This window comes from Chroococcidiopsis sp. SAG 2025, assembly GCF_032860985.1.
GTDB lineage: Bacteria > Cyanobacteriota > Cyanobacteriia > Cyanobacteriales > Chroococcidiopsidaceae > Chroococcidiopsis.
Window position 1 is genome coordinate 2,784,969 of sequence record NZ_JAOCNC010000001.1, and the last position, 19,535, is coordinate 2,804,503.

Sequence of the window (19,535 nt, forward strand, 5' to 3'; positions counted from 1 at the left end):
AATTTTAAGCTTATTTTAATAAATAAAGATGCGCTCCTAGAACTATAAGTAGCCACTTTATTTTCATAAGTCGTAAGTTTTTAGCCGCATAGCATCATCAGTAATAATCCACGATCGAACTCAGAGGATTGAAAGCTCGATGCTACGCATTGTTTTGCGATCCAGAGCGTGGATCGGGGACTTGCACCATTCCTGTTTCTTAACTTACGAGTTACGAGTTATGACTTACGACTTATTTGGTCAGCTTTATCTAAAATTTCTATTTGACAATATATGAAACAATTACTGAGGCTGTTTCTTCCCCTTGCTGGAATCGCTCTATTTCAGACAACCGCGATCGCTTAAGAAGCAGATGGGTGTTTTATGCTTGATTCTACTGGGCAGACAATCGACTTATCTACCGTTTGCGGTCAACCAAAAAGAATTTCGGCTCACGCTAGCGAATTTCAAGCAAAAATCAAGCGCCGCGAAAGTGGAATACCAGTTATTGACGTAACTTTTAACGGTCAACAAAAATTTGAGATGTTTTTAGACACGGGAGCTTCTCAAACCACCATCACAACTGAGATGGCGCAGGCGTTAGGAGTCGTTCCAATTGGTATGCACCAAGCACAAATTGCCAATGGCGATATTGTAGAATTCCCCATTGGACAGGTAGCTTCGATGAGCGTTGGCAAGGCTATGGTTCGCGAACCAAAAGTTTCGATTACGGAAGGAGATCCACTATTGGGACAGAACTTCTTTGAAGATTATGACGTAGTAATTAGGCGAGATGTGGTGGAATTTCAGCCGCGTTAATCGGTTCTCGCAAAAACTCGGTCGTATTGCAAGACAATTTCTGCAATGACCTGAGTAATACTCTTACCATCAGTAATAATCTCAACTGCCTCAGCAGCTTTTTTCAATGGTGCAACCTCGCGATTGCTATCCTGCCAATCTCGCGCGGCAATATCCCGTTCTAGTTGTTCCAAGCTCACCTCCGGTTGTCCTTGAGCTAAAAAGTCTTGCTGTCGCCGTTTAGCTCTTTCTTGCACGGAAGCCGTCAAGAAAATTTTCAGGTCGGCATCGGGAAAAACCTGCGTGCCGATGTCTCGTCCTTCCGCCACCAAGCCGCCTTTTTGTCCCCACTGCTGCTGCTGCTTGACTAAGACTTGCCGCACTTCTGGAATTGCCGCGATCGCAGATACATTTGCCGTGACATCCAAACTGCGAATCACTGAAGTCACTTCGCGATCGTTAATCCAAACTCTTACGGGTTGTGCTGCATCTACGCTAGCAGCTAATTGAATTTCGCACCGATTTGCTAATTCCGCGATCGCACACCGATCCGTGACTGAAATTCCCGACTCTAAAACCAACCACGTTAAGGCGCGGTACATAGCTCCCGTATCGAGGTAGACTAACCCCAACTCCCGCGCTACCGACCGCGATACAGTTGATTTGCCGACTCCTGCCGGACCATCAATGGCGACAATCGGCTGGCGATCGCGCAAAATTATATTGTCGATTAACCGCGTCGTTCCTACTCGTGCGGCAACCGCGATCGTGCCTGCTTCCTCTACTCTGTTCACTGGTCGTAACGTATCAGGATGTACTAACTCCAGATACTCTACTGCCACTCCCTCAGCTAGCGCAAGTACTTGCTCTACAGTTGTTAATAAAGTTTGGCGATCGCGCTTTCCGGCAATAAAAGCTGCTTGAGCGTGCTGCAAACTGCGATATATATATGATGCTCGTTCTCTTTGTTCTAGAGTTAAATACTGATTGCGAGAACTCATTGCCAAGCCCGATGCTTCCCGCACTGTAGGACAGCCAACAATCTCAACCGGCAAACTTAGATCTCGTACCAACCGCCGAATAATGGCTAACTGCTGTCCGTCTTTCTGACCAAAATATGCTCGGCTCGGCTGGACAATATTTAACAATTTAGTCACGATCGTCGCCACACCCTGAAAATGCCCTGGACGCGATTTACCGCACAGTACTGAGGTCATTTCTTCGGGTGGGATGATTTGAGTTAGTTGGTAATTGGTAATTGGTAGTTGGTAGTTGGTAATTACTCCCTTGTCTCCCTTGTCTCCCTTGTCTCCCTTGTCTCCCTTGTCTCCCTCTACTCTCTCCCCAATCCCCAGATCCTCGGCAGTGGGAGCAAAGATAACGTCAACGCCAGCTCGATCGCAGAGTTGGCGATCGCTCTCTAGTTGGCGCGGATATTGTTGATAATCTTCTGTAGGTCCGAATTGCAGTGGGTTGACAAAAATACTGACCACTACAAAGTCATTTTCCTGCCGCGCCCGTTGCATCAAGCTTAAATGTCCGGCGTGTAAAGCACCCATCGTCGGAACTAAACCGACGCTAATCTCAGCTGAAGCGGCTAGATTTCGCCTAGCTTCTGCTTTCAACACGCTTAAGTAACAGCGTAACGCTGCAACTGTTGCAAACAGGCGCACCAATACCCCCCTCTGTTTTATTCCAACCACACCCTATTGTAGAGCAGGATCGGAAGAGGGGTGAGGAGTGAGGAGTAAGGGGAGGGGTGTAGAGTGTGGGTGTAGGGTGTAGGGGAGCCACTGCGGTGCGGAGGTGGCGCTATCGCGGACTTCGTCGCCCGCCGTTGAAGCAACTGGCGCTATCAGGGTGTAGGGTTGAATTGTGACTTGTGACTTGTTTTTGCTTCCTCAGCGACCTTGCGCTCTCTTCTCTCCCTTGTCCCCCTTGTCTCCCTTGTCCTCCTTCTCTCACTCCTCACTCCTCACTCCTCGCTCCTATCTTCCCAAGACTTCAACTCGCACGGGGGCGACACCCGCGCCAGCCATACCGAGGACGCGAGCGGCGGCGGCGGAGAGGTCGATAATGCGACCGCCAATGTAGGGACCGCGATCGTTGATGCGGACTACAATTGAACGACCCGTTCCCGTGTGGGTGACTCGTACCCGTGTCCCAAAGGGTAAGCTTTTGTGAGCAGCGGTAAGGGCATTTTGGTTGTAAGTTTCGCCGTTAGCCGTGCGATTTCCGTGAAAACCAGGACCGTACCAAGAGGCAACTCCATTCAGGACGGCGCGCACTGGTGCGAAAGCAATATTTTGTGGCTGCGATCGCTTGGGTTCTGGCATTCCTGCCACTTCTTTGAGGGGCGGAGCATTCCCTAAGAGTCGCCGCAAGCGGTTAGTGGCTTGTAATGCCTCGTCTGATAGTTTTTTCTTGTTCTGTTCTGGTAGTCTGGTATCCGCATCAACTGCTACCAGTTTTTTGCCGTCAATTGCAATCTCGTAGCGTTCTGATGCTTTCTGGGCATTAGATTTGCCACTCTCTTTCCATTTGACCGTAATCTTGCTGGCATCGACACCATCTGCACTCATTTGGTTGAGTCTAGCTGCTACTGCTGCTGCTTGCCAAATGGGAGCGTTCTTTGCTGAAGTTTGCTCGACGCTGGGTAATTTGCCTGTGGTTGCTACTTGAGTTGATTTGTCAGCAGCATTTTCGGCACTTTGGGTTTGTCCGACTTTGGTAGCGTTTGCTGTCTGTTTGTCGCCTAAAAATGTCAGTACGGGTATGTTACGCACGTACAGCGTCACTGCTTGGCGATCGCCCCTTTCGTGGGGTTGTATTCTGGCGATTGTGGCTTCTTTAGCTTTAGATTCGCCTCTGGACTGGGTTTCGCCTACTTTCTCAACATTCTGCGGTTGAGCCTGCACTGCTGAGGAGATCTCCTGTCTGTTATCTCTTGAAGAATCTGCATTCAGCGATTCTGCATAACATGACAGGGGTACGCCTACGGCAGTAGTAAGCAGAGCAACGGTTGTTAATAGAATTTGCTTTTTCATGCTTCCGTTGTGAATTGCACTCCTCGACTTCGGCAAGAGCTGTGTGGGTATACCACTGAATGGTCTCAAATTAACCCACCAACTCGTACTCATTACGCTTTTATGTTGAAGTTTCAACTGCAACAGACTATCACGAAGTTTTTGCATTGAGGATCGGTAATGTCAAGGGGAAATTGTGAATTTTAATAAAAAGTTTTTGTAAAGCGATGCATAACATCTTTGCAGAGAGGGAAATTCAGCGTTTCTGTGTCTCTAACGAGTAAATTTATTTTTAATAAACTTAATATTACTTAAAATACTTAAAAAGAGGAAAAGTAAATAAATATTGGTTTAAAACTTAACTTTTTAGCTATAAAGCGATATTTAAACAAGCGATCGCACTCAAGCAACACGTAGAATGCTAATGCTGTCGCGCAGCAAAATTAAGATAAAATGCTGATGCGTGAAGCGGAGCTATCTGCCGCATTGAGGAAACTGGCAGCATGGATTATCGAGCAGCAGGGGTTAATGTTGAAGCTGGTAGAGCATTTGTTGAAGGCATTCGCCAGCTAGTGCATCGCACCCATCGCCCAGAAGTGATTGGGGGATTGGGAGGTTTCGGAGGTTATTTTCAACTCCCTAGCGGTTACACGGAGCCAGTTTTAGTCTCTGGGACAGATGGAGTCGGCACAAAATTGAAACTTTCTCACGCGCTCAACCGTCACGACACGGTAGGAATCGATTTAGTGGCGATGTGCGTGAATGATGTACTGACTTCTGGAGCAGAACCGCTGTTTTTCTTGGATTATTTAGCAACGGGAAAGCTCAACTCGGAGCAACTGACACAGGTAGTTAGCGGCATCAGTTTAGGATGTCAAAAGGCGGGGTGTGCGCTGTTGGGGGGTGAAACCGCTGAAATGCCTGGTTTTTATCAGGCAGGAGAGTACGATCTGGCGGGTTTTTGTGTTGGAATTGTCGACAAGAGCAAGTTGCTCGATGGTTCTAGGGTACAAATAGGGGATGTGGCGATCGCGCTTGCCAGTCAAGGTGTTCACAGTAACGGTTACAGCTTGGTGCGGAAAATTGTTGAGGTGGGGGGATATGCTTGGAGCGATCGCCCAGAAGAGTTTTCCGGTCAAAGTTTGGGAGAAGTTTTTTTAACACCAACGCGGATTTATGTCAAGTCCGTGCTGGGGGCGATCGCATCTGGGATCGAAATTCACGCGATGGCACATATTACGGGTGGAGGAATACCGGAAAATTTACCTCGTTGTCTGGGTGCAGGGCAATCGATTCGCGTGGATGCGAAAAGTTGGACAATTCCCCTAGTCTTTCAGTGGCTGGCGAAAGTTGGTGGAGTAAGTCAGAAGGAGATGTTCAATACTTTTAATATGGGGATTGGCTACGTGGCGATCGTTCCTCCCCAAGCTGTAGAAGAGACGCTGCGGTGGTTTGACTCTCAGGATGTCGAGGCGTTTGCAATTGGAGAGGTTATTGCTGGTAGTGGAACCGTTGAGGGTATACCTAAAGGCTGAAATTCTGAAGATGGAAAAGTAGTTGAGGGTATGCCTCAAGACTGAAATTTTCAAGATAGAAAAGCGAGCGATGATAACATAATTGTCATGAAACTTTAACTTTTGTGACAATCATTGCCCTGCCAATTTCTGGCTTTGACTCTCCAAGCTAGATACTAAGTTTTTAGCATCTAGACATTTAGAGTGGGCAGTGAGTTGAAATACTCAAAACCAATGTCAAACCGCAAAGAACAGCTTGAGCATTTACCTCACGCAGAAGCAGCCGATCGCACAATTCGTTTAAAGCAGCATAACCGTCTGTTTGCCTTACTTTCGCTGGCTGCGGGTCTAATTTTTCTGCAAGGATATACGATCGCCCCCCTGATTCCGCGTTTGGCAGAAGTCTTTAACGTTCCAGTTCAAGAAATTGGCATTATCGTTCCAGCCTACATGTTGGCTTACGCGCTGATGGCATTGTTCTACGGGGTGCTGTCAGATCGATTTGGCAGATGGTCGGTGATTCGCATCTCGCTGATTATTTTTGTCATCTGCACGGCTTTGACTGCAACAGCTCAAACAGCTTCGCAAATGGTAATTTGGCGACTGCTGACAGGACTGGGAGCTAGTGGAGTGATTCCACTCACGTTTGCCTTGATTGGCGATTTGTTTCCATTCGACCAGCGAGGTAGTAAATTAGGGCTTGTTTTCGCAGCTATGGAAGGAGGAATGGCGGCGGGTTCTGCGGGTGGCGCGATTCTCGAACCATTTGTTGGGTGGCGATCGCTGTTTATTGGGACGGCTGTTTTCGCTGCTTTAGTACTTTGGCGGCTGCATCGTTATGGTGCTTTATTCGATACAGCCAAAGTAGAAAAATTACCGACGATTCGTCAGGTGTTTCGGGGATACAGCCAGATCTTAAGCAGTTTTCGCGGCAAACGAACTTATGCCTATGTTTTATGGAACGGCATCTACCACTCTGGCGTGTATACCTGGCTGGGGTTGTACTTGTCGCAACGCTACAACATGGATGCATTGAGCATTGGTCTGACTATTCTCGGCTATGGTATTCCTGGGTTGCTGCTGAGTTCCTTAATTGGTCGAGCCGTGGATCGTTGGGGACGGCGTTGGCTAATTCCGGCAGGATTAATTATGGCAGCCTTAGCGGGAATTGCGATGATTTTTGAGATTCCTCCCATTGGAACGACGATCGCAGTTCTTGTCTTGTCTTTAGGGTACGACCTGACGCAACCTTTATTTGTGGGGATCGTAACCGATCTGGGAGATAGCAATAGTTTAGGTCAAACAATGGGACTGAAAGTGTTTGTCTTGTTTACTGGATTTGGTATTGGCAGCTTGATATTTGGAGAATTGCTGCGGTTTGGCTTTGGAGTATCGCTGGCTGTTTTTGGTGGCATTCAGTTAATTAGTGGCGCGATCGCAATTAAGCTATTCTGGCAGGAAGTTCCATATCGGTTGCGATCGAAATCGCCTTAGTATTGAAGAATGTTCAGTCTGTTGATTATTCATGGCAGATTTTCATTTTTTGCTTCAAGTACAGGTACTTTCCAAACCCGTCCTTGACAGTGAACTTCATCAGCAATTACACGAGTACCAGCTAGCAGTCGCATTAATTTTACTAACTCTTCCCTTTCTACTGCTGTGAGAAAATCTTCACCAGGAAGACCACTATGAGTGCGTTTTGGTTCCCCTCCTGCTGCTAAATAACGTTGGTGAGATATGTCCAGCAATTCTTTAACCCGTGCGTACTGCTGTTTTTCTGTTTCTGTAGATTTCATGACTCTAAAAACCATGTAATAGGAACGATTTCACCATTTGGTAGCAAAAAAGCGATTGGTAACACGGAACTAGGCGTTTCAATTATCCAAAAGCCTTGTTCTGGATCGTAAACCCTTCTTTGTAGTAGCTCTAGCGTTTCCAGCGCATTCAGAATGAGATATTGGGCTTCTGTAGGCTCCACTCTAATTTTATGCTGACAGATTGCTTCTAGGGATTTTACACTGTTAAGCCGCTTGCTTAGTCCAACTTCCCCCAACAGCCAGAAGACAACTATAACTGCAATAATTCTAGAATCAGCAAAGTCCTTCACGCGGCGGTCATGGCTCAACGTTCTCGCTTTTCTAAACTCCTCAGTTACCTGCGTCCCCACTGGAAACAAGTTCTCATAGGGGTTGTGGCTTTATTTGTAGTTAACGCCGTCGGGGTATACATTCCACTATTAATTCGCGACATTATCGAGCGACTTCAGGGAGAATTTAGGTTCGAGCAAGTCTTACAGTTTGTCGGATTGATAATTGTTTTGAGTTCTGTCATGTGGGTAATCCGCATGGTATCGCGGATTGCCCTGTTTGGTGCGGGACGACAAGTTGAATTTGACTTGAAACAAAAGCTATTTCAACATCTTTTGAAGCTGGAACCTACCTATTTCAACACAAATACAGCGGGAGATTTGATCAACCGCGCTACGAGTGATGTCGAAAATATTCGGCGGTTGGTGGGTTTTGCTGTACTGAGTATTGTCAACACGATCTTTGCTTATGCGTTGACGCTACCTTTCATGTTGCAAATTAATGTCGAACTGACTCTTGCTGCTGTAGCAATTTATCCGGTGATGTTGATCGTGGTACAGTTATTTAGCGATCGCCTCCGTAACGAACAAGCAGAAGTTCAAGAGGAACTGTCTGACCTGAGCGAATTAATTCAAGAAGATATGAGCGGGATGGCATTAATTAAAATCTACGCTCAAGAAACAAACGAACGCCTAGCTTTTCGGCAAAATAATTCTAGGTTATTAGGGGCAAATTTAAAACTCGCCAAAACTCGTAATACTTTGTTTCCCCTAGTTGGAGGTTTTTCTTATGTTAGCCTGCTCTTATTATTGTGGTTTGGAGCGGGACGAATTGCTACTGGGACTTTAAGTGTTGGTGATTTTATCGCACTCATACTTTATGTCGAAAGGCTCGTTTTTCCCACCGCTTTACTTGGGTTTACAATTACAGCTTATCAAAGAGGAGAAGTCAGTATCGATCGCGTAGAATCTATTCTGGCTGTCAAACCTCAGATTTACGATAAACCTGACGCGATTTCATTACCAAAAGAAGAGATAAAAGGAGAGTTAACAGCACGCAATTTGAGCTATACATATGGTGGTTCTAGTACACCATCATTACAAAATGTCAGCTTTTCCATTCAGCCAGGAGAGACAGTCGCAATTGTAGGACCAATTGGTGCGGGGAAATCGACATTAGCAAATGCTTTGCCTCATCTTTTAGAAATTGACCCAGGACAATTATTTTTAGATGGGCAAGATATTACTCAAATTACATTGAAAGATTTACGCCGCGCGATCGCCTACGTACCACAAGATAGTTTTCTCTTCAGTACCACGATTAAAAATAATATTCGATATGGCGATCCGCTCGCAGAACAATCTGATGTAGAATATTGCGCCAAGCAAGCTCAGATCCACCCTGAAATTCTCAATTTTCCGCAGCAATACGAAACAATTGTGGGCGAACGAGGGATTACCCTTTCCGGTGGACAAAGACAGCGTACAGCGCTTGCTAGAGCTTTGCTTGTCGATGCTCCGGTACTAATTTTAGACGATGCCTTATCCAGCGTTGACAATCAAACTGCAACAGCGATTTTAGATAATCTTTCCACAGGAACCGATCGCAAAACTGTGATATTTATCTCTCATCAACTATCAGCTGCGGCTACTACCGATCGGATTTTGGTGATGGATCGAGGTGCGATCGTCCAATCTGGCACGCATGAAGAACTAGTTCAACAACCAGGGTTATATCAAAATTTGTGGAACCAGCACCAATTACAAGAGATTTTGCAGTAAACCGGAACTAGTTGTAGTAGAACGCGCCAAAAGCAAGTGCAATGACGATGGGGATAACAATTGGTAGAGCAACTAACAGCCCCCATTTACCAAAGCGAATCTCTTGACCGTCAGATTTTAGCAATGCAATTACACCCGCGGTTCCCATCACAACCCAGATACATCCAAAGATGATGAAAATAACGAATTGAGAGTCTTCCATTTCTTTCAATTTAATTGCTGTTTAGTGCAAGTTTTATGCTAATAGCAACAGTATAGTATCTTCATTTCTAGTAGCTTTTTTCAACGCTCGGTCATAGCTAGATAATTTTGCCTTTCTACCCAATTTTTTAGTTGAGCAAAATTAAGAACAGTTTCGCCTCTCTCTAAGGATGCGATCTGGTGGTATGATAATCTCCTCAATCGAGTCGGTTCTAGCAGGGAACAGCTGCTAGAGGCAACGGGGAAAGTTCGGTGCAAGTCCGGCGCTGTCCCGCAACTGTGATTGGTAGTTGGTAGTTGGTAATTGGTAGTTGTTTTGTCACTTACGACTTACGACTTACGACTTGTTTCCGATTCCCGACTCCCGCATGAGTCAGAATACCCACCGATAGAAATTGTTTAACTCACATCCTTCGCGAGGTACGGATGATGTCTAAAGATTTGATGTCTAAAATTTTGCAGCAATCTCTGCGCTGTCTAGGAGCAATTGCAATTGCTTTGACGATCGCATTTTTTGCCATACCCCGACCAGCTTATGCCCATCACGCGATCGGTGGCAAGACTCCAGTAAATTTATTTGAAGGTTTCTTGTCAGGATTAGCGCACCCTGTTATTGGTTTAGATCATTTCGCTTTTGTCGTGGCAATTGGATTACTTGCAGTCGGACAACGGCGTGGTGCTTTAATTCCGGCTGGGTTTGTCGTGGCGGCGATGTTGGGAACACTTATTCACGTCTTCCAAATCGATTTACCTGCGGCTGAGGTCGCGATCGCAGTTTCTGTAATTATCTTTGGGGCAATGCTGTTGTGGCGCAATCGTCCTCACTGGTTGGTAATATTAGGATTAGGGGCGATCGCGGGATTATTTCACGGTTACGCTTACGGAGAGTCGATTATCGGGGCGCAAATGTTTCCTCTATTTGCCTACTTGTTGGGTTTTACTCTAATCCAATATGGTGTTGCTTTAGTTGCCTTTTTAGCAGGGAATTTAGCATTACAGAAATCTGCTAACTCTAGTCCTGCTTGGTTAAGATTATCTGGTTTAGCAATCTGCGCGATCGGTGTAGTGTTCTTGACTTCCTCGGTGATGGGTTAAAAGTTAAGTAGTCACCCAGCACTCAATACAACTGCCAAAATAGAACTCCAGGGATTTCAGCCATACCATAAACTGACCCTGGGAGTCTACTACATTTACGTGTTTCTTAACATCTGTCTGAATGGATCTTTCAAAACAAGATAAAGTGGTATTGTCAGTTATTAAAACTATGCAAGAGATGAGGCTAACAGCGATTAGCACCACAACAGAACTTGGAACCAACTCCATTCACATTAGAGGTAGGCAGAATGATGGGGTTGAAATTATTGCGATCGTTATTTCAGAAGGGAGAACGTATTATGGAACCTTGGATTGACCTAAGTTCTCTAAGCAATAGTGAGTTAACTGCACTAGAACAGCAAATTTTGCAAGAACAATCTCGACGGATAATGAACGATCCCGATCTCATTGTAGTGGAACCGGATGCATCAGAAGTATCTCATCGAGAAGCGATCGCGAAATTGCTGCAACGCAAAAAATAATAACTACTACTCTCACTCCCCACTCCCTCAATACTTGTGAGACAATGCTGTTTGTCGATCGCAGACTAATTTCAATTAGAATCCAATGGCTACAAAAATTCCCGTTACAGTCGTTACTGGTTTCTTAGGCAGCGGCAAAACAACTCTCATGCGTCATTTGTTGCAAAATAATCAGGGACGGCGCATTGCTGTTTTAGTCAATGAGTTTGGCGAGTTGGGGATAGATGGGGAATTATTGAAATCTTGCCAGGTTTGTCCAGAAGAGACAAGCGACAATTTGGGAGTCGGAACGGAAGATTTGCCTCAGATTGTGGAATTAACAAATGGTTGTCTGTGCTGTACGGTACAAGAGGAATTCTTGCCGACGATGCTGGAGTTATTAAAACGCCGAGATAGTATAGATTGCATTACGATCGAAACTTCTGGGTTAGCTTTACCAAAACCATTGGTGAAAGCTTTTCGCTGGCACGAGATCCGCAATGCTGCTACGGTGGATGCAGTGGTGACGGTGGTAGATTGTGCTGCTGTTGCCGCAGGAACGTTTGCTAGCAATCCGCAGGCGATTGAGTTGCAAAGACAGGCAGATGAGAGTTTAGAACACGAAACCCCATTACAGGAATTATTTGAAGACCAGTTGGCTTGTGCAGATTTAGTGGTATTGAATAAAACTGACTTAATTGATGCAACAACCCAAGCCGAAGTTTTAAAGTTGGTGCAACAAGAACTACCGCGACAGGTAAAAATGGTAACAAGCGATCGCGGTCAAATCGATCCTACAATTTTGTTGGGTTTTCAAGCTGCGGCTGAAGATGATTTGTCCAATCGTCCTAGCCATCACGACACGGAAGAAGACCACGAACACGAAGAAGAAATTACTTCAACCCATGTTGTGTTAAATCGCACATTTGAACCTAATGCTTTACAAAACCAGTTGCAAGTATTAGCAAAAGAACAAGATATTTATCGGATTAAAGGTTTTGTCGCTGTTGCAAATAAACCAATGCGTCTAGTTTTACAAGGCGTGGGGACGCGATTTGACCAATTTTACGATCGCTTGTGGCAACCTGAAGAAATGCCGCAAACCCGATTGGTTTTTATCGGTCGCAGTCTCAATCCTACTACAATTGAATCTCAATTAGTAACTTTACCAGGCTAAAATTGCACTCTTGTTAGGGTGTGCGATCGATCCACCCTAACAGACCATATATTTCGTCCAATCTTCAAGAACAATAACGATTTATCTATAGTTAAAAGAATTAAGAATATCTTAATTTTGTATCCTAAATAACCATTGTATAGGGGATGATACAATAAGCTGAGCTATTACTCTATACCTATAGAAATAATCCTATAGTATGGGATTGTAGCAGCCTAACTATCAGGTTGAATTGTATGGATTGGTCATTACAATCGCTAGATCGAAATAACGCCAGTGCTTCACAGTCGGAGGAGTTGACGATCGCCGAAACGGTTGATTTGACGAATTGCGATCGCGAACCGATTCATATTCCTGGTTCTATCCAGCCTCACGGTGTACTTTTTGTCCTACAAGAACCTGACTTAATCGTTGTACAAGTTAGCAAGAATGTTTCCGATATCATTAAAGTTTCAGCTCAAGAATTACTAGATAAACCATTAAGTAAATTACTTAATTTAAAGCATATTAATTCGATAAAACAATGTTTATTGCAGGAATTTGATAGTGTAAACCCCTTAAAAATAGCCATAAAAACTCAAAACAAAACTCTAGTTTTTGATGGGATCATTCATCGCAATATAGATAATTTACTGGTTCTAGAACTAGAGCCAAGAAGAACGAATAAAAGTAGAGACTTTTTTGATTTTTATCATTTAGTCAAAAACCCGATCGATCGGATGCAAAAGGTACATACTTTAGCAGAGATGTGCCAAATTGTTGTGAAAGAAGTCAGAAAACTGACTAACTTCGATCGCGTCATGGTTTATCGTTTTAATTCTGAAGGTGCTGGCACGGTTATAGCGGAAGATAAACGCGAAGATTTGAATTCTTATCTTGGCTTGCACTACCCTGCTTCCGATATTCCTAAGCAAGCCAAGCGTCTTTATATCCTAAATCTTCTCCGACTCGTTCCCGATGTCAATTACCAACCTGTAGAAATTATTTCTACCGATTTAGATAACAATAAGACTTTGGATTTGAGTCTTAGTGTTTTACGTAGCGTTTCTCCCATCCATATTGAGTATTTGAAAAATATGGGAGTCGGCGCTTCTATGTCCATTTCTTTGATTAAGAATAAAAAATTATGGGGATTGATTGCCTGCCATCATTCCGCAGCTAATTATCTCACTTGTGAAGTCCGTACGGCTTGCGAATTTTTGGGTCAAGTCATGTCTTTGGAACTGGCTGCCAAAGAAGATAATGAAGGCATGGACTACAAGATTAAACTCAATTCAATTTTATCAAAATTTGTTGAAATTATTCCTCAAGACGAAAATTTTGTTGAGAGTTTACTCCAAGATCGAATCAATTTATTAGAGTTGACTGCTAGCGAGGGAGCTGCTATTTGTGCAGACAGTAAGGTATGGCTAGTTGGTAAAACACCCAGTGAAACAGAAATTCAAGAATTAATTCAATGGCTCGAACCTCAAATTAATAATGACGTATACTGCACGGACTCGCTGCCAAAAGTCTATCAACCAGCGACAAAATTTAAAGATAGTGCGAGTGGTTTGTTAGCAACGGCTATCTCCAAAAGTCAAAATGACTACATTCTTTGGTTTCGTCCTGAAGTCATTCAAACTGTTAATTGGGGTGGTAATCCTCATAAACCAGTTGAGGTACGACAGGATGGAAGCTTGCGCCTATCCCCGCGTAAATCTTTTGAATTGTGGCAAGAAACAGTAAAATTAGAATCTCTACCTTGGCAACAATGCGAAATTGATGTAGCAGTAGAACTGAGAAGTGCAATTGTGGGTATTGTGCTGCGTAAAGCAGCGGAACTAGCACGAATTAATATTGAATTGGAACGGAGTAATAGCGAACTCGATGCCTTTGCATATATTGCTTCCCACGATTTAAAAGAACCGCTACGAGGGATTCATAACTACTCCAGCTTTTTACTTGAAGATTATGCAGATATTCTGAATGAAGACGGCGCGCTTAAACTACAAACTTTGGTACGTTTGACGCAGCGAATGGAGGATTTGATTGAATCTCTACTTCACTTCTCGCGGCTAGGAAGAATCGAACTTTCGTTACAAAAAACGAATTTAAATGAATTAGTTAGTAATGTTGTTGATGTACTAAATATTAGCTTGAAAGAAAATAGAGCTAATATTCGCATTGCTCGATCTTTACCAACTATTGAATGCGATCTCGTCCAAGTTAGTGAAGTTTTTAGCAATCTCATTAGCAATGCAATTAAATACAATAACAAAGAAGATAAATCTGTAGAAATCGGCTATTTAGAATCTGAAAGCAACTCTAATGATAGCCAAAGGAATTACTTTGTTTTCTATGTTAGAGATAACGGTATTGGAATTAGAGAAAAACATTTAGAGACGATTTTCCGCATATTTAAGCGATTACATGCACCGAATCGATATGGTGGTGGAACTGGCGCTGGTTTAACTATTGCCAAGAAAATTGTAGAGCGTCATGGCGGGAAAATTTGGGTGGAATCAACTTATGGAGAAGGTAGTACGTTTTATTTTACATTGCCCGATTAATACTCTTTTAGTAGGGTGCGTTACCCTACGCTAACGTACCCTACCCGATCCTACAACCCAAATTTTAAAACCCCAAATTCAAAATGGTAAAAATGGTACGAAATAATGGTCACTTCTTTAAAATTAGCAACTCAAGTTGAGCGTATGGCTAGTATATCGACCCAACCATTGCTGTTAATTGAAGATAGCGATGAAGATTTTGAAGCTTTCTGGCGGATAATGCGGAAGTTATCTGTTACCACTCCTATTCATCGCTGTAGTGATGGTGACGATGCATTAGACTACTTATATCATGATGGCGAGTACGCCGATCTAGAGCAAGTAATCCGTCCAGCCTTTATTGTTCTTGACTTAAATCTACCAGGTACAGATGGAAGGGAAGTACTGGAACAGATCGAGCAAGACGAGGAGTTAAAAATAATTCCTATTGTAGTATTTACAACATCTTCCAACCCAAAAGACGTGGAGGTTTGTTATCGCTATGGCGTGAATGGCTACATCATTAAACCAATGGATGTGAAAAAATTAATGCATACGATTCAAATTCTCATTCAATACTGGTTTGAAGTTGTGATTCTACCTAATAGTAGGAGGTAGTGATGAGTCTTGAGAGAACAGTTCTCATCGTTGATGATTCCCCTGAAGATCGAGAAACATACCGTCGCTTCTTACTTACTGACGATCGCTACCATTACACATTTTTAGAAACAGATTATGGTGAGAATGGACTAGAAGTATGCAAACTAGTACAGCCAGATGCTATTTTGTTAGACTTTCACCTCCCTGATATTGACGGTATTGAGTTTTTATGCGAGTTGAAAACTCAATTCGGTAAAATGCAATTACCTGTAATTATGCTGACGGGACGAGGAAATGAAGATGTTGCCGTGCAAGCAATGAAAAGCGGTGCATCTGACTATTTGGTAAAAGGAAAAACTACGTCAGAAAATCTTCGTTTAGCAATTCATAATATTTTAGAGCGCGATCGCCTACAACAGCAATTAGAACAAAGCGAAGACAGATTTCGCACTTCAATTGAAAACATGCTCGATTGCTTTGGCATCTACAAATGCCTGCGTGATGAATCGGGTAAAATTGTAGATTTTATTGTCGAGTACGTGAATGCGGCAGCTTGTACTAATAACCGCATGACAGCAGCAGAACAAATTGGTAAAAAACTCTGTGAAATTTTGCCTTCTCATCGGGAGAGTGGATTATTTAATGAATATTGTCGGGTGGTAGAGACAGGCGCACCTCTGACAAAAGAAGACTTAATTTACTCGGATAGATTTAACCAAGAATATTTAACCAGAGCCTTTGATATCCGAGCAAATAAATTGGGCGATGATTTTGTGGCTTCCTGGCGAGATATCACCGATCGCAAACGCTCTGAAGAACGTTTGCGATTACTAGAATCTGTCGTTGTCAATGCTAACGATGCCGTCATAATAACCGCGATCGCTCCTTTAGAGGAGCCAGGACCGCGAATCGTATATGTCAATCAAGCATTCACTGACTTAACTGGCTATACCTGTGAAGAAGTTGTAGGCAGATCGCCGCGTTTTCTCCAAGGTGCTAAAACCGATAAAGCAGCACTCAAGCGTATTCGGGATGCCTTACAAGCCAAAAAGCCAGTACAAGAAGAACTGATTAATTATTGTAAGGATGGCTCGGAATTTTGGGTAGAGATTAGCATTACACCTATCGCTGATGCCGCAGGGCAGTACACTCATTTTGTCGCTATTCAACGCGATATCAGCGATCGCAAGCAAGCAGAAATGACATTGCGAGAGACTCGGCATTTGATCGAGCAAATTGCCGTGACTATTCCTGACATTTTATATATTCACGATTTAAAAGAGCGGCGGAATATCTATATAAATCGACAAGTTACTGAAGTACTTGGGTATACGCCAGAAGCAATTTGCCAACTTGGAACGGTAGGATTGCAAAGCCTGATGCACCCTGAAGATCTTGCTTTATTGCCCGCACACTTACAAAGATTCGATGGGGCTGGAGATCGTGAAGTGCTGGAATTCGAGTACCGAATGCAGCACGCTAACGGTGAATGGCGGTGGCTGTGCAGTCGAGAAAGCGTGTTTGCCAGAAACAGCGATGGTTCGGTTCAGCAAATTCTCGGTACGGCTCAAGACATTACCGCACGCAAGCAGGTAGAGATAGAACTACGTCGCAGTCAAGAACGTATCCAACGCACGCTGGAAACATCTCAAATTGGCATTGGCTTTGGTTCATCTAATGGTGATGTTTTAGAGATGAACGATACGCTGTTGTCGATGCTGGGTTATACCCGCGACGAGTTTCGCAATTCTAAACTGAGTTGGCGGGATATGAGTCCGCCAGAGTATGCCGAGATAGATCGGCAGGCAATGGAGCAGCTAGAATTGACTGGCAGCATCAAAGCAATAGAGAAAGAAGTTATTCGCAAAGATGGGACGCGCCTACCAATTTTAATTAGTGCTACGCGCTTGCAAGGTGAGTCAGAAGAACATATTGCCTTTATCGTAGATCTCAGCGATCGCAAACGAGCCGAGATTGCCCTGCGCAACAGTGAAGAACGATTGCGGCTGGCTTTTGCCGCAACTCAGATGGGAAGTTGGGATTGGGACATTTTAACTGGTAGCATCACTTGGTCTGACAACATGGAAGCCATGTTTGGCTTAGCTCCAGGGGAGTTTGACGGTTCTTACGAAATGTTTGAATCGCGACTGCACCCAGAAGATCGCGATCGCGTGCTAGAGGCAATTGACAGCGCCGTCAATATTGGAGCAGACTACAACATCGAATTTCGAGTTGTTTTTCCTAATGGTACAGTTCGTTGGGCGCAGAGCAAAGGACAGGTTTTCTACGATCGAACGGGTAAAGCCGTCCGCATGACAGGAGTCGATTTAGATATTACCGATTGCAAACACAGCGAAGTAGAAAACGCTCGTATGCTGGAACTAGCTCAGCAAGCACAGAGAGAAGCTGAAGCCGCTAACCGTGCTAAAGATGAGTTTGTGGCAATGGTGTCTCACGATTTGCGCTCTCCCCTGAATGCGATTCTGGGTTGGGCAAAACTGCTGAGGACTCGTCAGGTGAATGCTGAAACCGCTGCCCGCGCCTTAGACGCGATCGAACGTAACGCTCAATCTCAAGCAAAATTGCTCGAAGATCTGTTAGACGTGTCGCGCATGATTCGCGGCAAACTAGAACTCCAAGAGAGTCAGTTCGATTTAGTTTCCCTTGTAGCAGAGTTGGTTGAAACTACCTTTCCTGTTGCGAACACCAAGAAGATTCATTTGGAATTCGGAATTCAAAATTCAGAAGTCGGAATTATTGTTTCTGGCGATCGCGATCGCTTGCAACAAGTCTTGGATAATTTACTCTCAAACGCAATTAAATTCACCCCAGAAGGTGGCAGGATCGAAATCTGGCTGTCATTAGCAGGGAGCAGGGAGCAGGAGGGAGCTGGGGAGAAGAGAGCTGGGGGAGCTGGGGGAGAAAAACCACTCACCACTCACCACTCACCACTCTTTCCCGACTCCCACTCTCTCACTCCCAACTCCCCACAATACGCCCAAATTCAAGTTATCGACACGGGCAATGGTATTAGTCCTGAGTTTTTACCCCACGTCTTCGATCGCTTTCGTCAAGCCCAGAGTCCTAATAAGCAAGGAGGATTGGGACTGGGATTGGCGATCGCCCGTCACATAGTAGAATTGCATGGTGGTACGCTTCACGCTGCAAGTCTTGGTGTAGGACACGGGGCAACGTTTACGATCCAGTTACCATTAATGCCTCCAAAGTAGGGCGATCGCACATTGCAGACTGCGCCCCTGGCTTGGTTGCAGCTAAAGCGCCCGCCGCTGCACCCCATACTACTGCTTGTCTTAAAGGTAATCCTTCTACTAGTGCCGCAGCTAAACCACCATTGAAGGCATCTCCTGCGGCTACCGTGTCTACAGCCCTGATGGAAAAGGCTGAGGTAAAAAATGTTTCTGCTTGAGTAGCACAGACGACACCCTTAGCACCAAGTTTGACGATCGCGTTACCCACACCTTTTTGTAACAAAGCCCGCGCTGCTTCGGTTGCAGCTTCTCGTCCATCTACAGTAAAACCAACTAATCGCCCTGCTTCTGTTTCGTTTGGGGTAATGATATCAATTAAGGGATAAAGTTCGTCTGGTAAATTTTGGGCTGGTGCAGGATCGAGAATGACTTGAATTCCGGCTGCTTTTGCAACTTGGGCAGCTGCAATAACAGCACTGAGAGGAATTTCTAGTTGGAGGAGTAGGATCGATCCCCCCAACCCCCCTTGGGAAGGGGGGCTACTTGTTCCCTCCCTTTGGGAAGGGCTAGGGAGGATTTTTAACACACTCTGGAGACGTTCTACATCTGTCTCATCGACTCGTCCATTTGCCCCAGGAGTTATGATAATTTGGTTTTCCCCATTGTCATCAACTGCGATCGCAGCGACTCCAGAACTGATACTTTCATCCACCAATACATTCTCAGTCTGTACTCGTGCCGCTTGCAAACTTGCTAATAATTCCCGACCGAAATTATCTCCGCCAACACGCCCTACCATGTATGAGGGAACGCCCAATTTGGCGATCGCAACTGCTTGATTTGCGCCTTTTCCCCCGGGTGCGGTAGCAAAACTATGTCCCGTCAATGTTTCCCCAGGTAAAGGTAATCTGGGTGTTTTGCTAACTAGATCGATATTGATACTACCGAATACGATTGCAACCATGAGCAGAAAGTCAAAAGTCAAAAGTCAAAGGTCAAAATCTACCTTTCATCTCTTACCCTACTACCGTACGGGCGGGTTCACCAGACAACTTCGTTTTGACAGGGATTTCGGG

General features: G+C 44.5%; 16 protein-coding genes and 1 riboswitch. Of the genes, 10 read left to right on the forward strand and 6 right to left on the reverse strand.

Features of this window, described 5'->3' with window-relative positions; translation table 11 throughout:
- Positions 1 to 363 precede the first annotated feature (363 nt).
- Positions 364 to 798, forward strand: coding sequence for a retropepsin-like aspartic protease (locus tag N4J56_RS13425; protein WP_317106909.1), 435 nt, complete (start codon positions 364 to 366; stop codon positions 796 to 798).
- Here the strand turns inward: N4J56_RS13425 and N4J56_RS13430 are convergent.
- Positions 795 to 2,450 (reverse strand): bifunctional pantoate--beta-alanine ligase/(d)CMP kinase, encoded by a 1,656-nt coding sequence (locus N4J56_RS13430; protein WP_317106910.1) that lies wholly within the window; start codon positions 2,448 to 2,450, stop codon positions 795 to 797. The two genes, N4J56_RS13425 and N4J56_RS13430, sit on opposite strands and share 4 nt — an antisense overlap.
- 315 nt (positions 2,451 to 2,765) lie before the next feature.
- Entirely contained in the window at positions 2,766 to 3,824 is a 1,059-nt protein-coding gene (locus tag N4J56_RS13435; protein WP_317106911.1) for a septal ring lytic transglycosylase RlpA family protein, read from the reverse strand.
- A 482-nt stretch (positions 3,825 to 4,306) separates the two neighbouring features.
- On the opposite strand from N4J56_RS13435, the gene purM reads away from it, so the two are divergent.
- Positions 4,307 to 5,338, forward strand: a complete 1,032-nt coding sequence (gene purM / locus N4J56_RS13440; protein ID WP_317106912.1) for a phosphoribosylformylglycinamidine cyclo-ligase — start codon at positions 4,307 to 4,309, stop codon at positions 5,336 to 5,338.
- Positions 5,339 to 5,551: 213 nt separating this feature from the next.
- A complete protein-coding gene (locus N4J56_RS13445; protein WP_317106913.1) occupies positions 5,552 to 6,811 on the forward strand; it encodes an MFS transporter in 1,260 nt (419 codons plus the stop codon).
- 29 nt (positions 6,812 to 6,840) lie between these two features.
- Here N4J56_RS13445 and N4J56_RS13450 read toward each other — a convergent pair whose 3' ends face one another.
- Both N4J56_RS13450 and N4J56_RS13455 read right to left on the reverse strand, forming a co-directional pair.
- Positions 6,841 to 7,113 (reverse strand): hypothetical protein, encoded by a 273-nt coding sequence (locus tag N4J56_RS13450; protein WP_317106914.1) that lies wholly within the window; start codon positions 7,111 to 7,113, stop codon positions 6,841 to 6,843.
- Entirely contained in the window at positions 7,110 to 7,442 is a 333-nt protein-coding gene (locus N4J56_RS13455; RefSeq protein WP_317106915.1) for a hypothetical protein, read from the reverse strand. Before N4J56_RS13455 ends, N4J56_RS13450 begins: the two co-directional genes overlap by 4 nt.
- Here N4J56_RS13455 and N4J56_RS13460 point away from each other — a divergent pair.
- On the forward strand, positions 7,434 to 9,185 hold the full coding sequence (locus N4J56_RS13460; RefSeq protein WP_317106916.1) for an ABC transporter ATP-binding protein: 1,752 nt from the start codon (positions 7,434 to 7,436) through the stop codon (positions 9,183 to 9,185). The two genes, N4J56_RS13455 and N4J56_RS13460, sit on opposite strands and share 9 nt — an antisense overlap.
- Before the next feature lie 7 nt (positions 9,186 to 9,192).
- Here the strand turns inward: N4J56_RS13460 and N4J56_RS13465 are convergent, their stop codons facing one another.
- A complete protein-coding gene (locus tag N4J56_RS13465) occupies positions 9,193 to 9,387 on the reverse strand; it encodes a hypothetical protein (protein ID WP_317106917.1) in 195 nt (64 codons plus the stop codon).
- A 189-nt stretch (positions 9,388 to 9,576) separates the two neighbouring features.
- Positions 9,577 to 9,791, forward strand: a riboswitch (cobalamin riboswitch).
- Between the two features lie 21 nt (positions 9,792 to 9,812).
- On the opposite strand from N4J56_RS13465, the gene N4J56_RS13470 reads away from it, so the two are divergent.
- From N4J56_RS13470 to N4J56_RS13495, 6 genes are all read left to right on the forward strand, one after another.
- Entirely contained in the window at positions 9,813 to 10,481 is a 669-nt protein-coding gene (locus N4J56_RS13470; protein WP_317106918.1) for a HupE/UreJ family protein, read from the forward strand.
- Between the two features lie 212 nt (positions 10,482 to 10,693).
- Positions 10,694 to 10,963 carry a hypothetical protein gene (locus N4J56_RS13475; protein ID WP_317106919.1) on the forward strand — a complete coding sequence of 90 codons (270 nt, stop codon included), beginning with the start codon at positions 10,694 to 10,696 and terminating at the stop codon, positions 10,961 to 10,963.
- Between the two features lie 85 nt (positions 10,964 to 11,048).
- Entirely contained in the window at positions 11,049 to 12,119 is a 1,071-nt protein-coding gene (cobW, locus tag N4J56_RS13480; RefSeq protein WP_317106920.1) for a cobalamin biosynthesis protein CobW, read from the forward strand.
- Between the two features lie 236 nt (positions 12,120 to 12,355).
- The gene (locus tag N4J56_RS13485) at positions 12,356 to 14,671 is read left to right on the forward strand and encodes an ATP-binding protein (RefSeq protein ID WP_317106921.1); all 2,316 of its coding nucleotides are present in this window, start codon (positions 12,356 to 12,358) and stop codon (positions 14,669 to 14,671) included.
- Between the two features lie 144 nt (positions 14,672 to 14,815).
- Entirely contained in the window at positions 14,816 to 15,268 is a 453-nt protein-coding gene (locus N4J56_RS13490; RefSeq protein WP_317106922.1) for a response regulator, read from the forward strand.
- Positions 15,269 to 15,270: 2 nt separating this feature from the next.
- Complete coding sequence (locus N4J56_RS13495; protein ID WP_317106923.1) at positions 15,271 to 18,480, forward strand: PAS domain S-box protein; 3,210 nt, start codon at positions 15,271 to 15,273, stop codon at positions 18,478 to 18,480.
- Here N4J56_RS13495 and N4J56_RS13500 read toward each other — a convergent pair.
- Positions 18,446 to 19,423 carry a ribokinase gene (locus N4J56_RS13500; protein WP_317106924.1) on the reverse strand — a complete coding sequence of 326 codons (978 nt, stop codon included), beginning with the start codon at positions 19,421 to 19,423 and terminating at the stop codon, positions 18,446 to 18,448. The genes N4J56_RS13495 and N4J56_RS13500 overlap by 35 nt on opposite strands.
- Positions 19,424 to 19,535 lie beyond the last annotated feature (112 nt).